The sequence below is a fragment of the uncultured Acinetobacter sp. genome (genome assembly GCF_947624825.1).
Taxonomy (GTDB): domain Bacteria; phylum Pseudomonadota; class Gammaproteobacteria; order Pseudomonadales; family Moraxellaceae; genus Acinetobacter.
Map to the genome: position 1 here is coordinate 14,056 of NZ_CANQLZ010000008.1, position 15,288 is coordinate 29,343.

A 15,288-nucleotide genomic window follows, 5' to 3' on the forward strand; every position below is an offset into this window, starting at 1 on the left:
GCATAGGAAATATTACTTATGGCAACTTCACTAAAAAAATTGCTGCTTACAACGCTGAGTGCTTCTGCTTTGCTGTTGAGTGCCAACTCAGCGTTTGCCATGAGTCCATTCCACGCTACTTACCAATTTAGCTATAACGGCAAAAATATGGGCTCGGCAACACGTAATTTAGCTCGCTCAGGCAATACATGGACCTATGTGTTTAGCGCCAAAGCCGGTGGAATTGCTTCTGCCTCTGAAACTAGCCGCTTTAGCTTGAATAACGGCAAAATCACCTCTTCAAGCTTTAGCCGTACCAGTAAAATATTGGTGCATAACAACACAATGAGCATTCAATTTAACCCAAGCAAAAAACTGATTAACACTAAAAAAGATGACAAGCCTCGTTCATTTGCATGGCAAGCCAATGTCTTAGATGAACTCAATGCCGAATTGCAGTTACGTGAAGATTTAAAAGGCTCAGGTTTAAAATCAAGTTATTTAATTGCCGATGCCAAAGAAGTCGAAGCGCGCCGCTTTATCAAACAAGGTACTGAACGTGTCAGCACCAATTACGGCACTTTTGATACGGTTAAAGTGATCTTAAAACCCACTAAACCCAATCGCGGTACGATTTTTTGGTTAGCGCCCGAACTTGACTATTTACCAGTTAAAGTCACCCATCAAGATGGTAAAACTTCTTATGGTCTATCTTTAACTGGCTATCAAGGTCCTCGCAATTAATACTTGCATTTTTCGGGGTGCTTTTTACAATAGCCGTTTGCTTAAATGAGCACCCACTCCTTAGAGGATACTCCCCGTGCATGCACTAGAACAGAAAATCTTGGCTGAAGGTATTGTACTCTCTGATCAAGTTTTAAAGGTTGATTCATTCTTAAACCATCAGATTGACCCAAAATTAATGCAACAAGTTGGTCAAGAATTTGCGCGTTTATTTAAAGATGCCGGTATTACTAAAATTATTACCATTGAAGCATCAGGTATTGCGCCTGCGGTGATGGCAGGTCTTGAACTTGATGTACCGGTAATTTTTGCACGTAAGTATCAATCTTTAACGTTAAAAGATGACTTATACCGCTCAAAAGTATTCTCTTTTACCAAGCAAACCGAAAGCACCATTGCAATTTCAAACAAGCACATTAGCGCGAGCGACAAAGTGCTTGTGATTGATGACTTTTTAGCCAATGGTCAAGCTGCATTGGGTTTAGCTGATTTAATTCATCAAGCTCAAGCTGAAGTGGTTGGTATTGGTATTGTGATTGAAAAATCATTCCAACCGGGTCGTGATATTTTGCTAGAAAAAGGCTACCGCGTAGAATCATTAGCGCGTGTTAAGTCACTTAGCAATGGCAGTGTAGAATTTGTTCGCGATTAAGCCAAACTTAAAAAAAGAGTGCATAAGCGCTCTTTTTTTTCTTTAGCATTTAAGCCATATCTTGATAGGACAATTTAAGCATACACTTTTTGTGCATTGTTCTTTATTATTTCATGTCTGTTGTTGTGTTCAACGTTTATGGAAAAACCTATGCAGTGTCCAAAGTGTGGTAGTGATCAAATCGAGCAACGTGACCATGAGGGTGGCTTAAAAACCGCAGGCAGTTGGCTCGCGGCCTCAGCAGGTGCCACCGCAGGTACAGTGGGTGGCGCAGCAACTGGTGCCTCAACAGGTGCTGCAATTGGCGCTGTGGCAGCAGGACCCTTAGGTGTAATTGTAGGCGGCACAATTGGTACATTTGTAGGTGCGATTACCGTCGGTGTCACCGGTGGTATTTTGGGCAATTTATTGGGCAAAAAAGCCGGTGTTATGGTAGATCGTAACTTATTTGCAGATTTTCGCTGCTTAGCGTGCAAAAAGCGCTTTAAGGCTGAACTGATTACTCAAGATTCCTCAACAGATCAAAAAAAGTGAGTCTAAGACTCACCCTTTATTAAGCACACAGCTTTTTCGCTAGCTGTGCCAAACGCCGCCCTTGCTCAATGCACAGGGCTTTTTCATCTGCACTGATACTTTGATCATGTCGCGCACCACTGACATGACTGACCCCATAAGGTGTACCACCCGTTTTGGTATGAGATAATGCAGGATGGGCATTGTTTAAGCCTAAAATGAGCATACCATGATGAAAAAGTGGCGGTAACATACTCAATAAAGTACTTTCTTGACCACCATGCATCGAGCCTGATGACGTGAACACACACACTGGTTTATCGTGCAATGCACCACTTAACCATAAACTGGTGGTTTGATCCCAAAAATATTTCATTTCAGCTGCCATATTGCCAAAACGAGTAGGTGAACCTAAAGCTAAACCCGCACAATTGGCTAAATCATCTAAAGTACAATAAATATCGCCTTCATCTGGAATACTGGCTTGAGCTTCGGTGACAACAGTCGCAACACTGGGAACAGTACGAATTTTAACCTGCATACCAGTGGCTTCAATGCCATCGGCAATCAAATGGGCGAGCTGTTTAGTTGCGCCATATTTGCTGTAATACAGCACCAAAACATAAGGCTGATTTATCATAATAAAGCTCAAAAAAAGAAAACTATACGGTATTTTTAGCCATTTTTGGTTAAGCTTAAGGCGAAAAATGGACAAACGTATTAAAAAAATTGAGATGTCTTGGCTATGTTAGAAAAGTATTTAAAGAAACTGCCCTTCTATGATCACACTTGGTTCCAGTTTACGTTATTTGTGATTCGTCGTTTTGAAGCAGATCAATGTCGCGATCATGCAGGCTCACTGACTTATACCACTTTGTTTGCTGTTGTACCGATGCTGACGGTATTTTTGGTAATTATCTCATCCATTAAAGCCTTAGAACCTGCACGACAACAGATTCAACAACTGATCTATAGCAATTTGTTGCCTAAAACCACCATTGCCTTTGACAAAGCTTTAAGCGCCTTTGCTGATAAATCCAGTAATTTAACCGTGATTGGTGTGTTGTTCTTATTTATTACCACAGTAATGATGCTCACCAGCATTGAAACTGCGTTTAATCGAATTTGGCGAGTACAAGAAACCCGTGGTGGCATTATGGGCTTTATGCGCTATTGGACCATTATTTCGCTTGGCCCGATTTTACTGGGCAGTGCTTTTGTAATTTCATCTGCTGTTGCATCTATGAATATTTTAAGCAACAACTTTGCCGGTTATGAATTAAATGGTGCCTTTGTACTGTGGTGTATTTCCTTTGGCTTAACGCTACTTGGCTTTTTTATTTTATATTGGACCATTCCCAATCGTAATGTGCCACTTAAATCTGCTTTGGTGGCGGCAGCATTTAGTGCCATCGTTTTTGAGGCTTTAAAAAATCTGTTTGGTTTTGTCATGTCTAATTTCACCAGTTATGAGTTGGTGTATGGCGCTTTTGCTGCTGTACCTATTTTCTTACTGTGGATTTACCTATCATGGAACATTATTTTATTGGGTGTTGAGGTCAGTTTTGCAATGACCGCTTTTAGTTCGCAAAAAGAACAAAAGCGTCATCCACTCATTATGTTGCTTGATATTTTAGAATTGTTTTACCGCAAACAAAAATTAGGCAAGCCAGTGACCGAAGCACAAGCTTTAGACGTATTAGGACGTGAAGAAATTGGCTATTGGCCCATCTATGTAGATTTAATGGAAAAGCAAAATTTGATTCAGCGTACCGACAACAATGACTATGTACTGTCACGCAATTTAAACGAAGTGAATTTTTGGCAGTTTTACAGTCAATTACCCTATGCCCTGCCGCAGCGTAAGGATGTAGGCAACATTCACCCAGATGATGAATGGATGAAAAAATTAGGCCCAGCTTTAATTGATGCCGATGACTATTTGGCCGCCAAGCTCTCAATTCCTTTGGCAAAAATTTTAGATCGTGATTGAGCTTAAATTTTAAGCCTAAAAAAAGCGCCACATGGGCGCTTTTTTTTAGTTATCCGTTGCAAAGGCAATATCGGTGAGTCCGGCTCCACTCGCCCGAGACATCACTTGTGCAACCATATCATAACGTGCGTCTTTGTCGGCTTTTAAAATGACCGTCGGCTGACGCTCAGCTTGACCGGCATCTGTTAAGCGTTGCTCTAATTCAGCAAGAGTCACCACTTGATCATCCCAAGCCACATCGCCATTGGCATTGATGCTCACTTGAATTTGCTCAGGCGGTAAATCAACAATTTCAGCAGTGGTTTGTGGCAAAGTTAATGGAATTGATGGGTTAGCAACAGTGGCTGTCACCAAAAAGATGATCATCAATACCAACATAATATCGATAAGCGGAATGAGGTTCATCTCATTCATGCCTGCATCGTTGTCTTCACCCAATTGAAAAGCCATTAAGCTTGACCTCCAACTAAACCTTTTTGCGCAACACTTGCTTCAGTTTTAACGCTGCTATCTTGTTGCAACATGGTATCAATTAACAAGCTATGTGCATGATCTTGCAATTCGTTGTTTAAGGTTTTATTAAAACGCATGCAGATGTTGTAAGCAATCACCGCAGGAATCGCCACAGCCAAACCAAAACCAGTCATGATTAAAGCTTCACCCACAGGCGTTGCCACTTGTGCTAAGCCGGCTTGACCGCTCTTACCTACGGCAACCAAGGCATGGAAAATACCCCATACTGTACCAAATAAGCCGACAAATGGCGCCAATGAAGCAATGGTACCTAATACCGATACACCTTTGTCTGCAGAAGCACGTTCTGCTGCAATTTGACGTAATAAAGCTTGTTCAGCCACCGCTTTACGTTGTTCAAAATTTAACGGTGCACACTTGGCTTTTAAACCCGATAAGGCCGTTGACAATTGAGCATATGCAATTTGTTTAAGCTGACGTGTACCGATTAAACGCAGCACAAATACTGTCCATGTTGCAATAGACATCGCCAATAACACGAAATACAGCGTTTTACTGACCGCATCTGCATGTTCCCAATACACTGAAAAGTTCATATTCGAACTCCTAATAAATGTTAGCCGTTAGGATTCAACGTTAATTCAAATGGTTGCGAAGCCGAAATCGGATAAGCGATGCCATTTTCCTTATATGGTTTGAATTTTGCACTCATTACAGCGCGACGAATTTTTTCATCTAAAGCCGGAATGCCACTCGATTGAGTCACACGCGCAACTTTAATATTCCCTTTTTCATCCGCTTCAATCAAGACCACAATACGACGTGTTTCGCCTTGTAGGTCTCGGTTATTGTATTGCGGTTTTGGCGAACGACTCCACTGTACTCCAGAACCACCAATCGACACTGATTTTGGTGACGGTGGCGCAGGAGGTGCAGGTGGAGCCGGCGGCGCAGGTGGTGCTGGCGGAGCCGGTGGTGCAACTGGTTTAGGCTCAGCCACAACAACAGGTGCAGGTTTTGCCACCACTTTGGTTTCTACCACAGGCGCAGGCTGTGCAACCGGTTGCGGTTTTACTTCAACAGGTTTGGCCACAGGTTTTGGTGTTTCTGCTTTTTTAACTTGTTCCACTTTTTCCACTTTTTTTGGTGGTGGCGGTGGTGTATCTACAATTTTGACTTCTTTTGGTGGTGGTGGCGGTGTTGGCTCTACTTTTGGTTTTGGTAGTTCAGGTTTAGGCTGTTCTTGAATCTTTACAAAACGAACTTTTAGCGGCTCTTTTTCTACCGGTTTGAGCTCAGGCGTCTTCATATGGGCTAAACCCCATAGCACAACAGTATGACCCAAGGCCACAGCCACGAGTGCCGTGATTATTTTCTTTTTCATCGGGTGTGGTGTTTGAGGGCTTAGTGTAGACATCTGACTCATAAGAATCTGTTACCTTGAAACTGCACAATAAATTAAAATCTAATCTAATGCACTTATCAGTTCATACAATTAAAGTGGCAACATGATAAATGAGAAGTGTTTTCATTTGCAACCCTTAATTACATCATGTGCATAGATTTTTCAAATCATCAAGCCAAAAAAAGGGTCTACTTTATGTACACCCTTTTTCCTGAGCAAACTTTAATTATTGAAAAACGACAGTTTTGTTGCCATCTACAATAATGCGGTCTTCTAAATGCCATTTAACAGCACGCGCCAAAACATTACGTTCGACATCTTGACCCAACTCACGTAGTTGCTCAACGGTAAAGTCGTGGCTCACACGCTCAACATCTTGCTCAATAATCGGACCTTGGTCTAAATCAGCAGTCACGTAGTGTGCTGTTGCACCAATTAGTTTCACGCCCTTTTCATACGCTTGCTTATAAGGGTTAGCGCCCACAAATGCCGGTAAGAATGAATGGTGAATATTGATCACTTTCATTTCCCACTTCGCCACAAACGCTTCATCAAGAATTTGCATATAACGTGCCAATACCAATAAATCGTTGCCTTGCATCAATTCATCAATTTTGTCATAAGCTTCACGTTTGTTATCTTTAGTCACTGGCACCACTTCAAATGGAATACCAAAGTTTTCTACAGATTCACGCAAGGTTTCATGATTCGACACCACTTTGGTGATTTCACAAGGTAAACCACCACGTGCATGGCGCCAAAGCAACTCAAGCAATGCATGATCGACTTTAGATACTAAAATACCCACCTTCTTCACATCACTTACTAATGCCAAACGCCATTGCATGTTGTAGCGTTGTGCAACATTTGAAGCAAAGGTCTGTGAAATACTTTCTTTGCGGCTTTGTAAATGATCTAACTCAAACTCAACACGCATGAAATAACGTCCGCCTTGAGCTTCGGTTGCGTATTGATCAAGCGCGGTAATATTTGCTCCTTGATGATACAAAAAGCTCGATACAGCCTGCACGATTCCTGGCTTATCTTCACAAGTAATCAGTAAACGTGCTGTGTTAGCAGTACTCATATTCATGGTGGTTGATCGCACTCGTAAACTAATAAAAAAATAAGCCGAACATTCTAACGTGTTTGCTCAGCTTTCTAAATAGTAGATTAGGTCTTAGGGCTTTGAGTCGTTGAAAGATGAGCAAATAATTGTGATGGACCTAAGCTGTGCATCAAACTTTCATAGGTGCTACGACTCTCCCCACGCAAATAAGCCCCTTCTAAAAACAACATTTGACGTAGTGCTTGCCAGACCCACTTTTCTTCTAAATGGTTAGAATCACTTAAATGCCCCGACATATACAAAAAATTAGTCCAATTGGTCAGCACAATCCATAAATTGATCGTGAGTGCTTCAATTTCAGAATCGGTCATGTGCATTAAACCTGCTTGCACAAAAGCTTTATAAATTTTTTGTCCCTGCTGCATCACCTTATTGGCAAATTCAGGATACATCTGTTTAAAATCTTCGTTATTTTCTACCAAATGATAAACATCACGATGTAAAAATCGGTAAGCCCACAGCTGACTGCTTAATACTTGGAAATAGCCAATTTTATCATTGGCATCTAAGACACGATCTTTAGGCAGTGCCAACATATCTAAAGTTTGCTGTTGATACTGTGCCATCAGCTCTTTGATAATTTCATTTTTATTACGAAAGTGATAATACAAATTGCCCGGACTCATTTTGAGTTCAGCTGCGATATGGTTTGTGGTTACCGAACGCTCACCGCGCTCATTAAACAATTGCAAACTTAACTGCAAAATCCGTTCTTTGGTCTTCAATGTTTTTAAATGAGACATGCGCTAAACCGTTTTCAAAAAAATAACCAAGTAGACAACATAAAGCTGCTTGACAATTAGAGCAAATACTCTAAAAATTTTACTCTTGCTTTCGTTTTATGGTATCACGTCATGAACAGTCAAACAAAAACAACGTCGATGACCGCTCAAGGTTTTAATCTACAGCATTTACAAGATATTTTGGCACTGCAGAAGCAGGCGTATTTGCGTCATCCTTTATCAAGTGCACATGAGCGTATTGAGCGTTTGGCTCGTTTAAAGCGTATTTTACTCAAATACCAAGATCAGTTTGCCGATGCCATTAACAAAGACTACGGCAATCGTTCAATTGGCGAAACCAAAATTGGCGAACTCCTGACCTGCTTAGAACAAATTAAATACTATTCCAAGCACATCAGCAAATGGATGAAACCATCTAAGCGTCGCATTGCATTAATTCACCAACCCGCCAAAGGGTGGGTGGAATATCAACCTTTGGGCGTGATTGGGATTATTGCCCCGTGGAACTACCCACTTTTACTGTCTATTGGGCCGTTAATTTGCGCTTTGGCAGCTGGCAACCATGCCATGATCAAAGTTTCAAGCTCATCCAGTCATTTTGGTCGGGTGCTAGAGCGTGCTTTATCAGAAGCTTTCCCACAAGATTTAGTGGCTGTGGTCAATGGCGGCGGAGCAATTTCAGACGCATTTTGTCATTTAGCTTTTGATAAAATGATTTTTACCGGCTCAACAGCCGTGGGTAAAACCGTTATGAAAGCGGCTTCTGAAAACCTTGTGCCGGTGATTTTAGAGTTGGGTGGTAAGTCACCTGTGTTAGTTCATTCTTCAATGAATATTCAAGATGTGGCCGAGCGTATTGCCGCAGGAAAACTGTGGAATGCAGGTCAAACTTGTGTCGCACCGGACTATATGTTCTTGCCAAAAGGCAAAACTGAAGCCTTTATTGAACACTTCAAAGCTTATGTGAACAAAATGTATCCAAGCTTTAAAGACAATCAAGATTACACCGCTATTATCAATGACAAACAGCACCAACGCTTGCAAAACTACCTAAAAGATGCGCAAGAAAAAGGAGCTAAAATCATTGAAATTTATAAAGAAAAAGAAGATTTAAGCACCACAAGAAAACTGGCACCCACCTTGCTTACTAATGTCACTCAGGACATGAAAATCATGCAAGAAGAGATCTTTGGGCCCCTACTTCCCATACTAGAATATGAACAAATTGACGATGTAATTGACTTTATTAATAGCCGTCCGCGTCCACTTGCATTATACTACTTCGACTTTAACCGCGCTCGCGCGAATTATGTCGCGCAGCGTACCCATTCAGGGCACTTTGGACAAAATACGGTGATTACCCATGTCGCACAAGATGATCTACCTTTTGGTGGCGTCGGTGCATCTGGTATGGGAAAATATCACGGTCCTGAAGGTTTCTTCAGTTTGTCGCATGAACGGTCGGTAATGTCAAATCCTAAGCTGTATAGTTTAAAATTTATTTTACCGCCCTTTAATAAGCCGATTCATAAACTGATTTCGAAGCTTCTATTGCGTTAAGTGATTAAGGCATAACCTATCAGACAGGGTCATGCCTTGTTTTATTTAAAATCGCTTGTCTTTTAAGCGCATTTTTGATATAAAACGCCCCTTGAATGAATTCATCCTTTATTTTTGACTGGCCAAACAGATTTGCTGTTGGCTAAATCATTGGAGTTACACCATGTCTAAGGTTTGCCAAGTTACCGGCAAGCGTCCAGTCGTTGGTAACAACGTCTCACACGCCAACAACAAAACTAAACGCCGGTTCGAGCCGAACCTGCACCACCACCGTTTCTGGTTAGAAAGCGAAAAACGTTTTGTACGTCTTCGTTTAACCACTAAAGGTATGCGTATTATCGATAAATTGGGCATTGAAAAGGTTGTTGCTGATCTTCGTGCTCAAGGCCAAAAGATCTAAGGAGTCCTTACAATGCGTGATAAGATTCGTCTAGTTTCTACAGCTGGTACAGGTTACTTCTATACCACGACTAAGAACAAACGTACTATGCCGGAAAAAATGGAAATCAAAAAATTTGATCCAAAAATCCGTCAGCACGTAATCTTCAAAGAAGCTAAAATTAAATAATTTTAGTTATCTTAAAAAAACGACTCCTTTGGGGTCGTTTTTTTTTGCACTTTTTTTACCCAAGTTGTTACACTTTTGCCTTATTTTATTGGCATTTTTCATGCTTTTGTTTTTTAGCCTTAACATCCCTTTAAGGAGTATTTAGTGCCTCATGACGTAGATCTGATTATTTTACTTGCTGTTGGCTTTGGTTTAGCCCTTGTATTTGGCTATATTGCGGCACGCTTACGTTTACCTCCACTCATTGGTTATTTGGTGGCTGGTATCTTAATTAGCCCCAATACCCCAGGCATGGTGGGAGACATCGCACTTGCCAACCAATTGGCTGAGCTTGGCGTAATGTTTTTGATGTTTGGCGTAGGGATGCATTTTTCATTAAATGATTTAATGCAAGTCAAACGTATTGCCCTGCCCGGTGCCATCTTACAAATTGCGGTGGCCACTTTATTGGGGATTGGCGTTTCCATGATGTGGGGTTGGAGCTTTGGCTCAGCGCTGATTTTTGGCTTGAGTCTTTCGTGTGCCAGTACTGTAGTGCTCCTTAAAGCCTTAGGCGATCGCGGTTTACTTGAATCGGTCAATGGTAAGATTGCTGTCGGTTGGCTACTGGTTGAAGACTTGGTCATGGTGTTGGCTTTAGTGTTATTGCCAGCAACCGCAGTGTTATTGGGTGGTCAAGCTGTAGAGGGTTCAAATGATGCAAATATTTGGCTAACCCTTGGCATCACTTTAGTCAAAGTGATTGGCTTTATTGCCTTTATGCTAATTGTTGGTAAACGTGTCGTACCATTTATTATGCAGCTTGTGGCACGCTTAGGTTCTCGTGAATTATTTACTTTAACCGTGGTGGCCGCTGCAGTATCCATTGCCTTTGGTGCATATAAAGTTTTTGGCGTATCTATGGCGTTGGGTGCTTTTTTTGCGGGTATGGTGGTCAAAGAGTCTGATTTTAGCCATCGTGCTGAAGAAGAAACCCTACCACTACGTGAAATTTTTGCCATTTTGTTCTTTGTGGCTGTGGGGATGTTGTTTGACCCACGTATTTTATTAGAAGAACCCTTACATGTGCTTGCTGTAGTTGGCATTATTATGGTGGGTAAAACCATTGCTGCTATGGCATTGGTGCTGTTTTTCCGCTATCCAATTAACACCGCCTTAACAGTTGGGGCATCACTGGCTCAAATTGGTGAATTTTCCTTTATTTTAGCGGCGCTTGGCGTGTCCTTAGGACTATTGAGTCTTGAAGGTCAAAACTTGATTTTAGCCGGTGCGCTTATTTCAATTACCCTCAACAGCTTTTTATTCTCTGCCATTGAGCCGGTACAACGTTGGATTCGTGAACGCTCATATTTGGCGCGTTTACTTGAACGCAGCAGCGATCCTTTGGCCATGCTACCCGATGAAGTTTCACAAGATTACTTACGTGATCAAGTAGTCTTGGTTGGACATGGTGAGGTCGGACGTCGTATTACCCGAACCTTAATGCAAAATGACATTAAAGTGGTGATTGCTGAAGAAAACCGCGAGATTGTAGAACGCTTACGTGAAAAAGGCATTGCCGCTGTCTCAGGCGTTGCCACAGAACCAAGCGTGTTAATTCAAGCACATATTCAACATGCACGGCTTTTGGTACTCTCGCCTATGGATATTATCGACATTCATAAGATTGTGGATATTGCCAAAACCTTAAATCCACAAATTCAAGTGTTATTGTGTGCCGAAAGTAAAGAAGAAGCTGAAGTGATTCGTCGTGACAATATTGGCGATGTGTATTATGCAAAAGAAGAAATGGCCAACAATATGAGCGATCATATTTTAAACCAAATTCAATTGGCACATCATCAGGCACCGAGTCATTAATTTGGTTTTAAACATCAATAAGGTTGTCTAGGGCAGCCTTATTTTTTAGGTATTTTTATGATCATTTTTTATTTGGGACTCATCCTTTTTATTGTTGGTGGTATAGGAATATTAATTGCTGCCCTTAGAACAAGTCTACTTTGGGGTTTGGGTTGCTTATTGTTTTGGCCTGTGAGCATTGCATTTATTGCGTTGCATTGGTCTGAAGCAAAAAATCCCTTTTTCTTGCAATTGGCAGCCCTCTTTATAATATTCATGAGTACAGCAAATTAAAAAACGCGCCTCAAGGCGCGTTTTTTTTAGCTCATCAATTTAGGCTTTTCATCCACAATATGGGCTTGCATCTCTTTCATTTGTTGTTCGATCAAGCCAAATAAAGCTGCCTGCACCATGCTTTGTGCCACTACAGCCGTATGTTCACCCAATAAGGCTTTGACTTCATCATTAAATTGTATGGTCACTAAAGGCTGTTCTTCTGAACCTGCATTACGCAATGCCAATTCACCACTTTCAAGCTGAACCAATTCTAAAATGGCTTCTTGATTACCAAATAATTGCTTTAATTGCTCAATAGACATCGTTCCTCCATGGTCAACATGGTGGCAAACACCAAGACTTACATTGCTGACTGTAGGGTTAAGATTGGGTCAAAGCTTTAACTTACAAGTTCAAGCCTTAAAATTCTACCATCTCGTTACGAAAACCCTCAATCAATTCAGTCAGCTCACGCTGCCATTCACGTAAAATTTTGCTATCGGGTAACCATGCTTGTGGGCTTTGAGTGACTTTAATAATTAAATTTGAAGAGGTTTCATTTTCAGGTTCAGGTGCAGATGGCTCAGGTGCATACTGCGCTAAACGATAGGCGCGTTTAAGCTCGGCAATAAAACCATCTTGAGCGAGTTGTTTAAGTACTACAATTTCAGGCGAGACTTGACCTTTAGCCGCCATTGCCTCTTCAATAGATTTAAAGGTTGGCTGTGTTTCATTTAAACGATAATAACGGCTTAATTCTTGTAAAAATGCCAGCAGTGCACCGTGTAAATGAAATACCGCCGCTTCACGCTGTGCTTGCGCTTGTTGTAGGTTTTCGCCTTGTTCTGCTTGTTGGCAAGCTAAACGCGTAAAATATAGTTTTTGATTGGTACGGTCGGCATGAAAGCGCGCAACTCGAGACATGAGAGTTCCTTGAATTTTTTTAGATTTTGGCGCTTCTAACTTAAAGGCTGTGCAACTATTTGACAATCAAATTCTATGAATGATCACAAGATAAGCGTTTTATTTTTCTCGCATTTACTCATTTTTAAGCATAAAAAAAGGAGCAAATGCTCCTTTTTTATTTAAGCAGGTTTATCTTCTGCTGCTTTGACACGAATACCATGCCCGTGTAAACGCAAAGTATTTAAACCTTTGATGGCTTTAATCGCTTCACGTGGATTTGGCATTTCCACAAAAGCAAAGCCTTTTGATTTACCTGTTGCTGCATCAAGCACTAAGTTACATACATCCACTTTGCCGTATGCTTGGAATAATTTAAGTAACTCCGCTTCTTCAACCGTACGTTCTAAATTACGAACTAAAATTTTCATCTTACAACCTTAAAATAGGCAAAAAATACCAAAAAGCAGCTGCCTAAGTTACTTTTTGAATGGCGCAATAGGCGTAGTTTAATCGAGATTAATGCCAAAATCTAAATTAATCGACTGACGTTCAATTAATGCGCTTTTTACACTTTGCTGACGCGGACGTGCATGGGTTTGTATGTCACACAACAAATGACTGAGTTCATTGAAAAAATAGCTCTCGAGTTTACGCCCTTGCTCATCCACTTTCGTGACTGCCCAATGACTTAAATTTTGCTTGGTCAAAATTAATTCATTTTGCGCACGGGTCAGTGCCACATACAACACACGGCGTTCTTCTTCAATTTGATCAAAATCGCCTTGGGCGCGTGCATGTGGATATTGCCCTGCCGACACATTGGCCACATAACAAACTTTTTGCTCTGTACCTTTGGCCGAGTGAATGGTAATTAAAGTCACCACATCGGTGTCGGATTGACGCTCGATTTCTGAAATAGAAACCGGATCAAGCACGTATTCTTCTAAAAACTCGCTCAGTTGAGTGTGCTTATTGGCCAATTGTTTGACCAACTCAAAATCGCCTTGGCGTTTATGCCAATCTTTTTTGTAGTTATCACTCAATTGTTGTTCTAAGGCTTGCACCCCTAAAGTCACGCAATGCTGCACTTCATGGCGAATGGCTTGCATTTGCTTCATGATTAAAATCGCTTGTAAGGGAACCTTGCCAAAATTTTCCAGCGCGCTAAATACGTCATCCATATTGCTCGCTTGCAACAGCTTTTGGGCTAAACGGCTTGCACCAACATCACCCACTCCCGGCCACAGGGTTAAAAAGCGCATCCATGCAATGTCGTCCATGGGATTGGCCACCACGCGCAACAAGCTAATTAAGTCTTTTACATGCGCGGTTTCAAGCAATTTCATTCCACCAATAAAACGATACGGCACATTGGCAGCAATACAAGCGGCTTCAATGGCGCGTGCAGCAAAGCTTGAGCGTACCAACACCATATGATCACGCCACGGCGCATGGTTTAAAAAATACCGCTCTTTAATATCAATAGCAATCCACTTGGCTTCATCAAATTCATTGGGGAAAATATGCAATTTAGGCTTGACCCCAACTCCACGATGCGCCTCTAAGCGTTTATTGTAATCAATTGGGCTACGCTGTAATAACCAATTGGATAAATCTAAAATTTCTTGGGTAGAGCGATAGTTCTGTTCAAGTTTATAAATATGTGCGTTGGGTACACGGTCTTTAAAATGATGAATATTTTCAAAGTCTGCACCACGAAAACCATAAATGGATTGCGCATCATCACCTACACAAAACAGCGAAATGCGATCCTTTAAAGGTTCTAATAAAGCCCATTGTAGGGGATTCGTGTCTTGCATCTCGTCAACGAGCATATGTTGGCAAAGACCTGCCACGTAATCGACCAAGCCTTCAGATTGCGCTAAAGCCGCTGCCACAATCGCCAAAATATCATCGTAGTCTAAAAAATGACGCTCACGTTTGCGTTTTTCGTACTCTTGCATGATCTCGGCAATTTGCCCATGATACAGCTCAAATTCCGGCATATGCAGTTGCAAGGTATGCGACAATTTTTGCTGTGTATTACGCGTTAATGAATACAAATCACAAAGATCTTTAGGCGCAGGCAAAGCATTCGGATTTTTTTTATCGTCTTTTCCACGAATTAAGCGAAACATCATTAACTGATCATCACGATCAATAATGGTAAAACTCTCTAAGCCAAATGCTTGTGGCACACGGCGCAACAAATACATACAAAAAGTATGAAAGGTTGAAGCACGTAGGCCTTTGGCCGCGTCACCTAAAGCCAATTCTACTCGTGCCACAATTTCACTTGCTGCACGGCGGGTAAAGGTCAGAATTTGGATTTGATTGGCAGGTACGCCTTGTGTAATTAAATATGCTGCGCGTGCCACAATGGTTTTGGTTTTGCCACAGCCTGCCCCTGCCAAAACCAAACTATGCTGTGCTTGGGTGGTCGCAGCGTGTTGTTGTTGTGGGTTTAATTCATCAATTAAAGCATCTAAACTCATGGCATAGCATCT

At 41.5% G+C, this 15,288-nt stretch carries 19 protein-coding genes; 9 read left to right on the forward strand and 10 right to left on the reverse strand.

The window, feature by feature from the left end:
* Positions 1-18 precede the first annotated feature (18 nt).
* From Q0017_RS03240 to Q0017_RS03250, 3 genes are all read left to right on the forward strand, one after another.
* Positions 19-723, forward strand: a complete 705-nt coding sequence (locus Q0017_RS03240) for a DUF3108 domain-containing protein (RefSeq protein WP_298142616.1) — start codon at positions 19-21, stop codon at positions 721-723.
* A gap of 76 nt (positions 724-799) precedes the next feature.
* Positions 800-1,375 carry a xanthine phosphoribosyltransferase gene (locus tag Q0017_RS03245; protein WP_298142618.1) on the forward strand — a complete coding sequence of 192 codons (576 nt, stop codon included), beginning with the start codon at positions 800-802 and terminating at the stop codon, positions 1,373-1,375.
* A gap of 138 nt (positions 1,376-1,513) precedes the next feature.
* Entirely contained in the window at positions 1,514-1,909 is a 396-nt protein-coding gene (locus tag Q0017_RS03250) for a hypothetical protein (RefSeq protein ID WP_298142621.1), read from the forward strand.
* 19 nt (positions 1,910-1,928) lie between these two features.
* Here the strand turns inward: Q0017_RS03250 and wrbA are convergent, their stop codons facing one another.
* Entirely contained in the window at positions 1,929-2,528 is a 600-nt protein-coding gene (gene wrbA, locus Q0017_RS03255; protein WP_298142624.1) for an NAD(P)H:quinone oxidoreductase, read from the reverse strand.
* 105 nt (positions 2,529-2,633) lie between these two features.
* Between wrbA and Q0017_RS03260 the strand changes: the two genes are divergently transcribed.
* A complete protein-coding gene (locus tag Q0017_RS03260) occupies positions 2,634-3,881 on the forward strand; it encodes a YhjD/YihY/BrkB family envelope integrity protein (RefSeq protein WP_298142734.1) in 1,248 nt (415 codons plus the stop codon).
* 45 nt (positions 3,882-3,926) lie between these two features.
* Here Q0017_RS03260 and Q0017_RS03265 read toward each other — a convergent pair whose 3' ends face one another.
* The 5 genes from Q0017_RS03265 to Q0017_RS03285 all read right to left on the reverse strand — a co-directional run bounded on the left by Q0017_RS03265 (position 3,927) and on the right by Q0017_RS03285 (position 7,632).
* The gene (locus Q0017_RS03265; RefSeq protein ID WP_298142627.1) at positions 3,927-4,331 is read right to left on the reverse strand and encodes a biopolymer transporter ExbD; all 405 of its coding nucleotides are present in this window, start codon (positions 4,329-4,331) and stop codon (positions 3,927-3,929) included.
* Positions 4,331-4,951, reverse strand: coding sequence for a MotA/TolQ/ExbB proton channel family protein (locus Q0017_RS03270; RefSeq protein ID WP_297426944.1), 621 nt, complete (start codon positions 4,949-4,951; stop codon positions 4,331-4,333). Before Q0017_RS03270 ends, Q0017_RS03265 begins: the two co-directional genes overlap by 1 nt.
* 20 nt (positions 4,952-4,971) lie before the next feature.
* Positions 4,972-5,781, reverse strand: a complete 810-nt coding sequence (locus Q0017_RS03275) for a TonB family protein (RefSeq protein WP_298142630.1) — start codon at positions 5,779-5,781, stop codon at positions 4,972-4,974.
* 205 nt (positions 5,782-5,986) lie between these two features.
* Complete coding sequence (purU, locus tag Q0017_RS03280; RefSeq protein WP_298142633.1) at positions 5,987-6,853, reverse strand: formyltetrahydrofolate deformylase; 867 nt, start codon at positions 6,851-6,853, stop codon at positions 5,987-5,989.
* Between the two features lie 80 nt (positions 6,854-6,933).
* Complete coding sequence (locus Q0017_RS03285) at positions 6,934-7,632, reverse strand: TetR/AcrR family transcriptional regulator (RefSeq protein ID WP_298142636.1); 699 nt, start codon at positions 7,630-7,632, stop codon at positions 6,934-6,936.
* A gap of 111 nt (positions 7,633-7,743) precedes the next feature.
* Here Q0017_RS03285 and Q0017_RS03290 point away from each other — a divergent pair, with 111 nt between their 5' ends.
* From Q0017_RS03290 to Q0017_RS03310, 5 genes are all read left to right on the forward strand, one after another.
* Entirely contained in the window at positions 7,744-9,192 is a 1,449-nt protein-coding gene (locus Q0017_RS03290) for a coniferyl aldehyde dehydrogenase (protein WP_298142639.1), read from the forward strand.
* Positions 9,193-9,355: 163 nt separating this feature from the next.
* Complete coding sequence (rpmB, locus tag Q0017_RS03295) at positions 9,356-9,592, forward strand: 50S ribosomal protein L28 (protein WP_000048256.1); 237 nt, start codon at positions 9,356-9,358, stop codon at positions 9,590-9,592.
* Between the two features lie 12 nt (positions 9,593-9,604).
* Positions 9,605-9,760 carry a 50S ribosomal protein L33 gene (rpmG, locus tag Q0017_RS03300; protein ID WP_003654787.1) on the forward strand — a complete coding sequence of 52 codons (156 nt, stop codon included), beginning with the start codon at positions 9,605-9,607 and terminating at the stop codon, positions 9,758-9,760.
* Positions 9,761-9,904: 144 nt separating this feature from the next.
* A complete protein-coding gene (locus Q0017_RS03305) occupies positions 9,905-11,620 on the forward strand; it encodes a cation:proton antiporter (protein WP_298142644.1) in 1,716 nt (571 codons plus the stop codon).
* A 57-nt stretch (positions 11,621-11,677) separates the two neighbouring features.
* A complete protein-coding gene (locus Q0017_RS03310) occupies positions 11,678-11,893 on the forward strand; it encodes a hypothetical protein (RefSeq protein WP_298142647.1) in 216 nt (71 codons plus the stop codon).
* Positions 11,894-11,919: 26 nt separating this feature from the next.
* On the opposite strand, the gene Q0017_RS03315 is transcribed toward Q0017_RS03310, so the two are convergent.
* The 4 genes from Q0017_RS03315 to Q0017_RS03330 form a co-directional block, all read right to left on the reverse strand.
* Positions 11,920-12,198: a hypothetical protein gene (locus Q0017_RS03315; protein ID WP_298142649.1), complete on the reverse strand. Its 279-nt coding sequence runs from the start codon at positions 12,196-12,198 to the stop codon at positions 11,920-11,922.
* Positions 12,199-12,295: 97 nt separating this feature from the next.
* A complete protein-coding gene (locus Q0017_RS03320; protein ID WP_298142652.1) occupies positions 12,296-12,799 on the reverse strand; it encodes a DUF6586 family protein in 504 nt (167 codons plus the stop codon).
* A 161-nt stretch (positions 12,800-12,960) separates the two neighbouring features.
* Positions 12,961-13,209, reverse strand: coding sequence for an RNA-binding protein (locus tag Q0017_RS03325; RefSeq protein ID WP_297426971.1), 249 nt, complete (start codon positions 13,207-13,209; stop codon positions 12,961-12,963).
* Between the two features lie 78 nt (positions 13,210-13,287).
* Positions 13,288-15,276 (reverse strand): ATP-dependent helicase, encoded by a 1,989-nt coding sequence (locus Q0017_RS03330; RefSeq protein WP_298142655.1) that lies wholly within the window; start codon positions 15,274-15,276, stop codon positions 13,288-13,290.
* Between the last annotated feature and the right edge of the window lie 12 nt (positions 15,277-15,288).

What these genes read in the sequence shown, in the direction of transcription:
- Q0017_RS03270 (WP_297426944.1), bottom strand. Translation starts at nt 4,951, where the DNA reads ATGAACTTTTCAGTGTATTGGGAACATGCAGATGCGGTCAGTAAAACG.
- rpmG (WP_003654787.1), top strand. Translation starts at nt 9,605, where the DNA reads ATGCGTGATAAGATTCGTCTAGTTTCTACAGCTGGTACAGGTTACTTC.
- Q0017_RS03320 (WP_298142652.1), bottom strand. Translation starts at nt 12,799, where the DNA reads ATGTCTCGAGTTGCGCGCTTTCATGCCGACCGTACCAATCAAAAACTA.
- Q0017_RS03325 (WP_297426971.1), bottom strand. Translation starts at nt 13,209, where the DNA reads ATGAAAATTTTAGTTCGTAATTTAGAACGTACGGTTGAAGAAGCGGAG.
- Q0017_RS03240 (WP_298142616.1), top strand. Translation starts at nt 19, where the DNA reads ATGGCAACTTCACTAAAAAAATTGCTGCTTACAACGCTGAGTGCTTCT.
- rpmB (WP_000048256.1), top strand. Translation starts at nt 9,356, where the DNA reads ATGTCTAAGGTTTGCCAAGTTACCGGCAAGCGTCCAGTCGTTGGTAAC.
- wrbA (WP_298142624.1), bottom strand. Translation starts at nt 2,528, where the DNA reads ATGATAAATCAGCCTTATGTTTTGGTGCTGTATTACAGCAAATATGGC.
- purU (WP_298142633.1), bottom strand. Translation starts at nt 6,853, where the DNA reads ATGAATATGAGTACTGCTAACACAGCACGTTTACTGATTACTTGTGAA.
- Q0017_RS03250 (WP_298142621.1), top strand. Translation starts at nt 1,514, where the DNA reads ATGGAAAAACCTATGCAGTGTCCAAAGTGTGGTAGTGATCAAATCGAG.
- Q0017_RS03315 (WP_298142649.1), bottom strand. Translation starts at nt 12,198, where the DNA reads ATGTCTATTGAGCAATTAAAGCAATTATTTGGTAATCAAGAAGCCATT.
- Q0017_RS03310 (WP_298142647.1), top strand. Translation starts at nt 11,678, where the DNA reads ATGATCATTTTTTATTTGGGACTCATCCTTTTTATTGTTGGTGGTATA.
- Q0017_RS03275 (WP_298142630.1), bottom strand. Translation starts at nt 5,781, where the DNA reads ATGAGTCAGATGTCTACACTAAGCCCTCAAACACCACACCCGATGAAA.
- Q0017_RS03265 (WP_298142627.1), bottom strand. Translation starts at nt 4,331, where the DNA reads ATGGCTTTTCAATTGGGTGAAGACAACGATGCAGGCATGAATGAGATG.
- Q0017_RS03285 (WP_298142636.1), bottom strand. Translation starts at nt 7,632, where the DNA reads ATGTCTCATTTAAAAACATTGAAGACCAAAGAACGGATTTTGCAGTTA.
- Q0017_RS03290 (WP_298142639.1), top strand. Translation starts at nt 7,744, where the DNA reads ATGAACAGTCAAACAAAAACAACGTCGATGACCGCTCAAGGTTTTAAT.
- Q0017_RS03260 (WP_298142734.1), top strand. Translation starts at nt 2,634, where the DNA reads ATGTTAGAAAAGTATTTAAAGAAACTGCCCTTCTATGATCACACTTGG.
- Q0017_RS03330 (WP_298142655.1), bottom strand. Translation starts at nt 15,276, where the DNA reads ATGAGTTTAGATGCTTTAATTGATGAATTAAACCCACAACAACAACAC.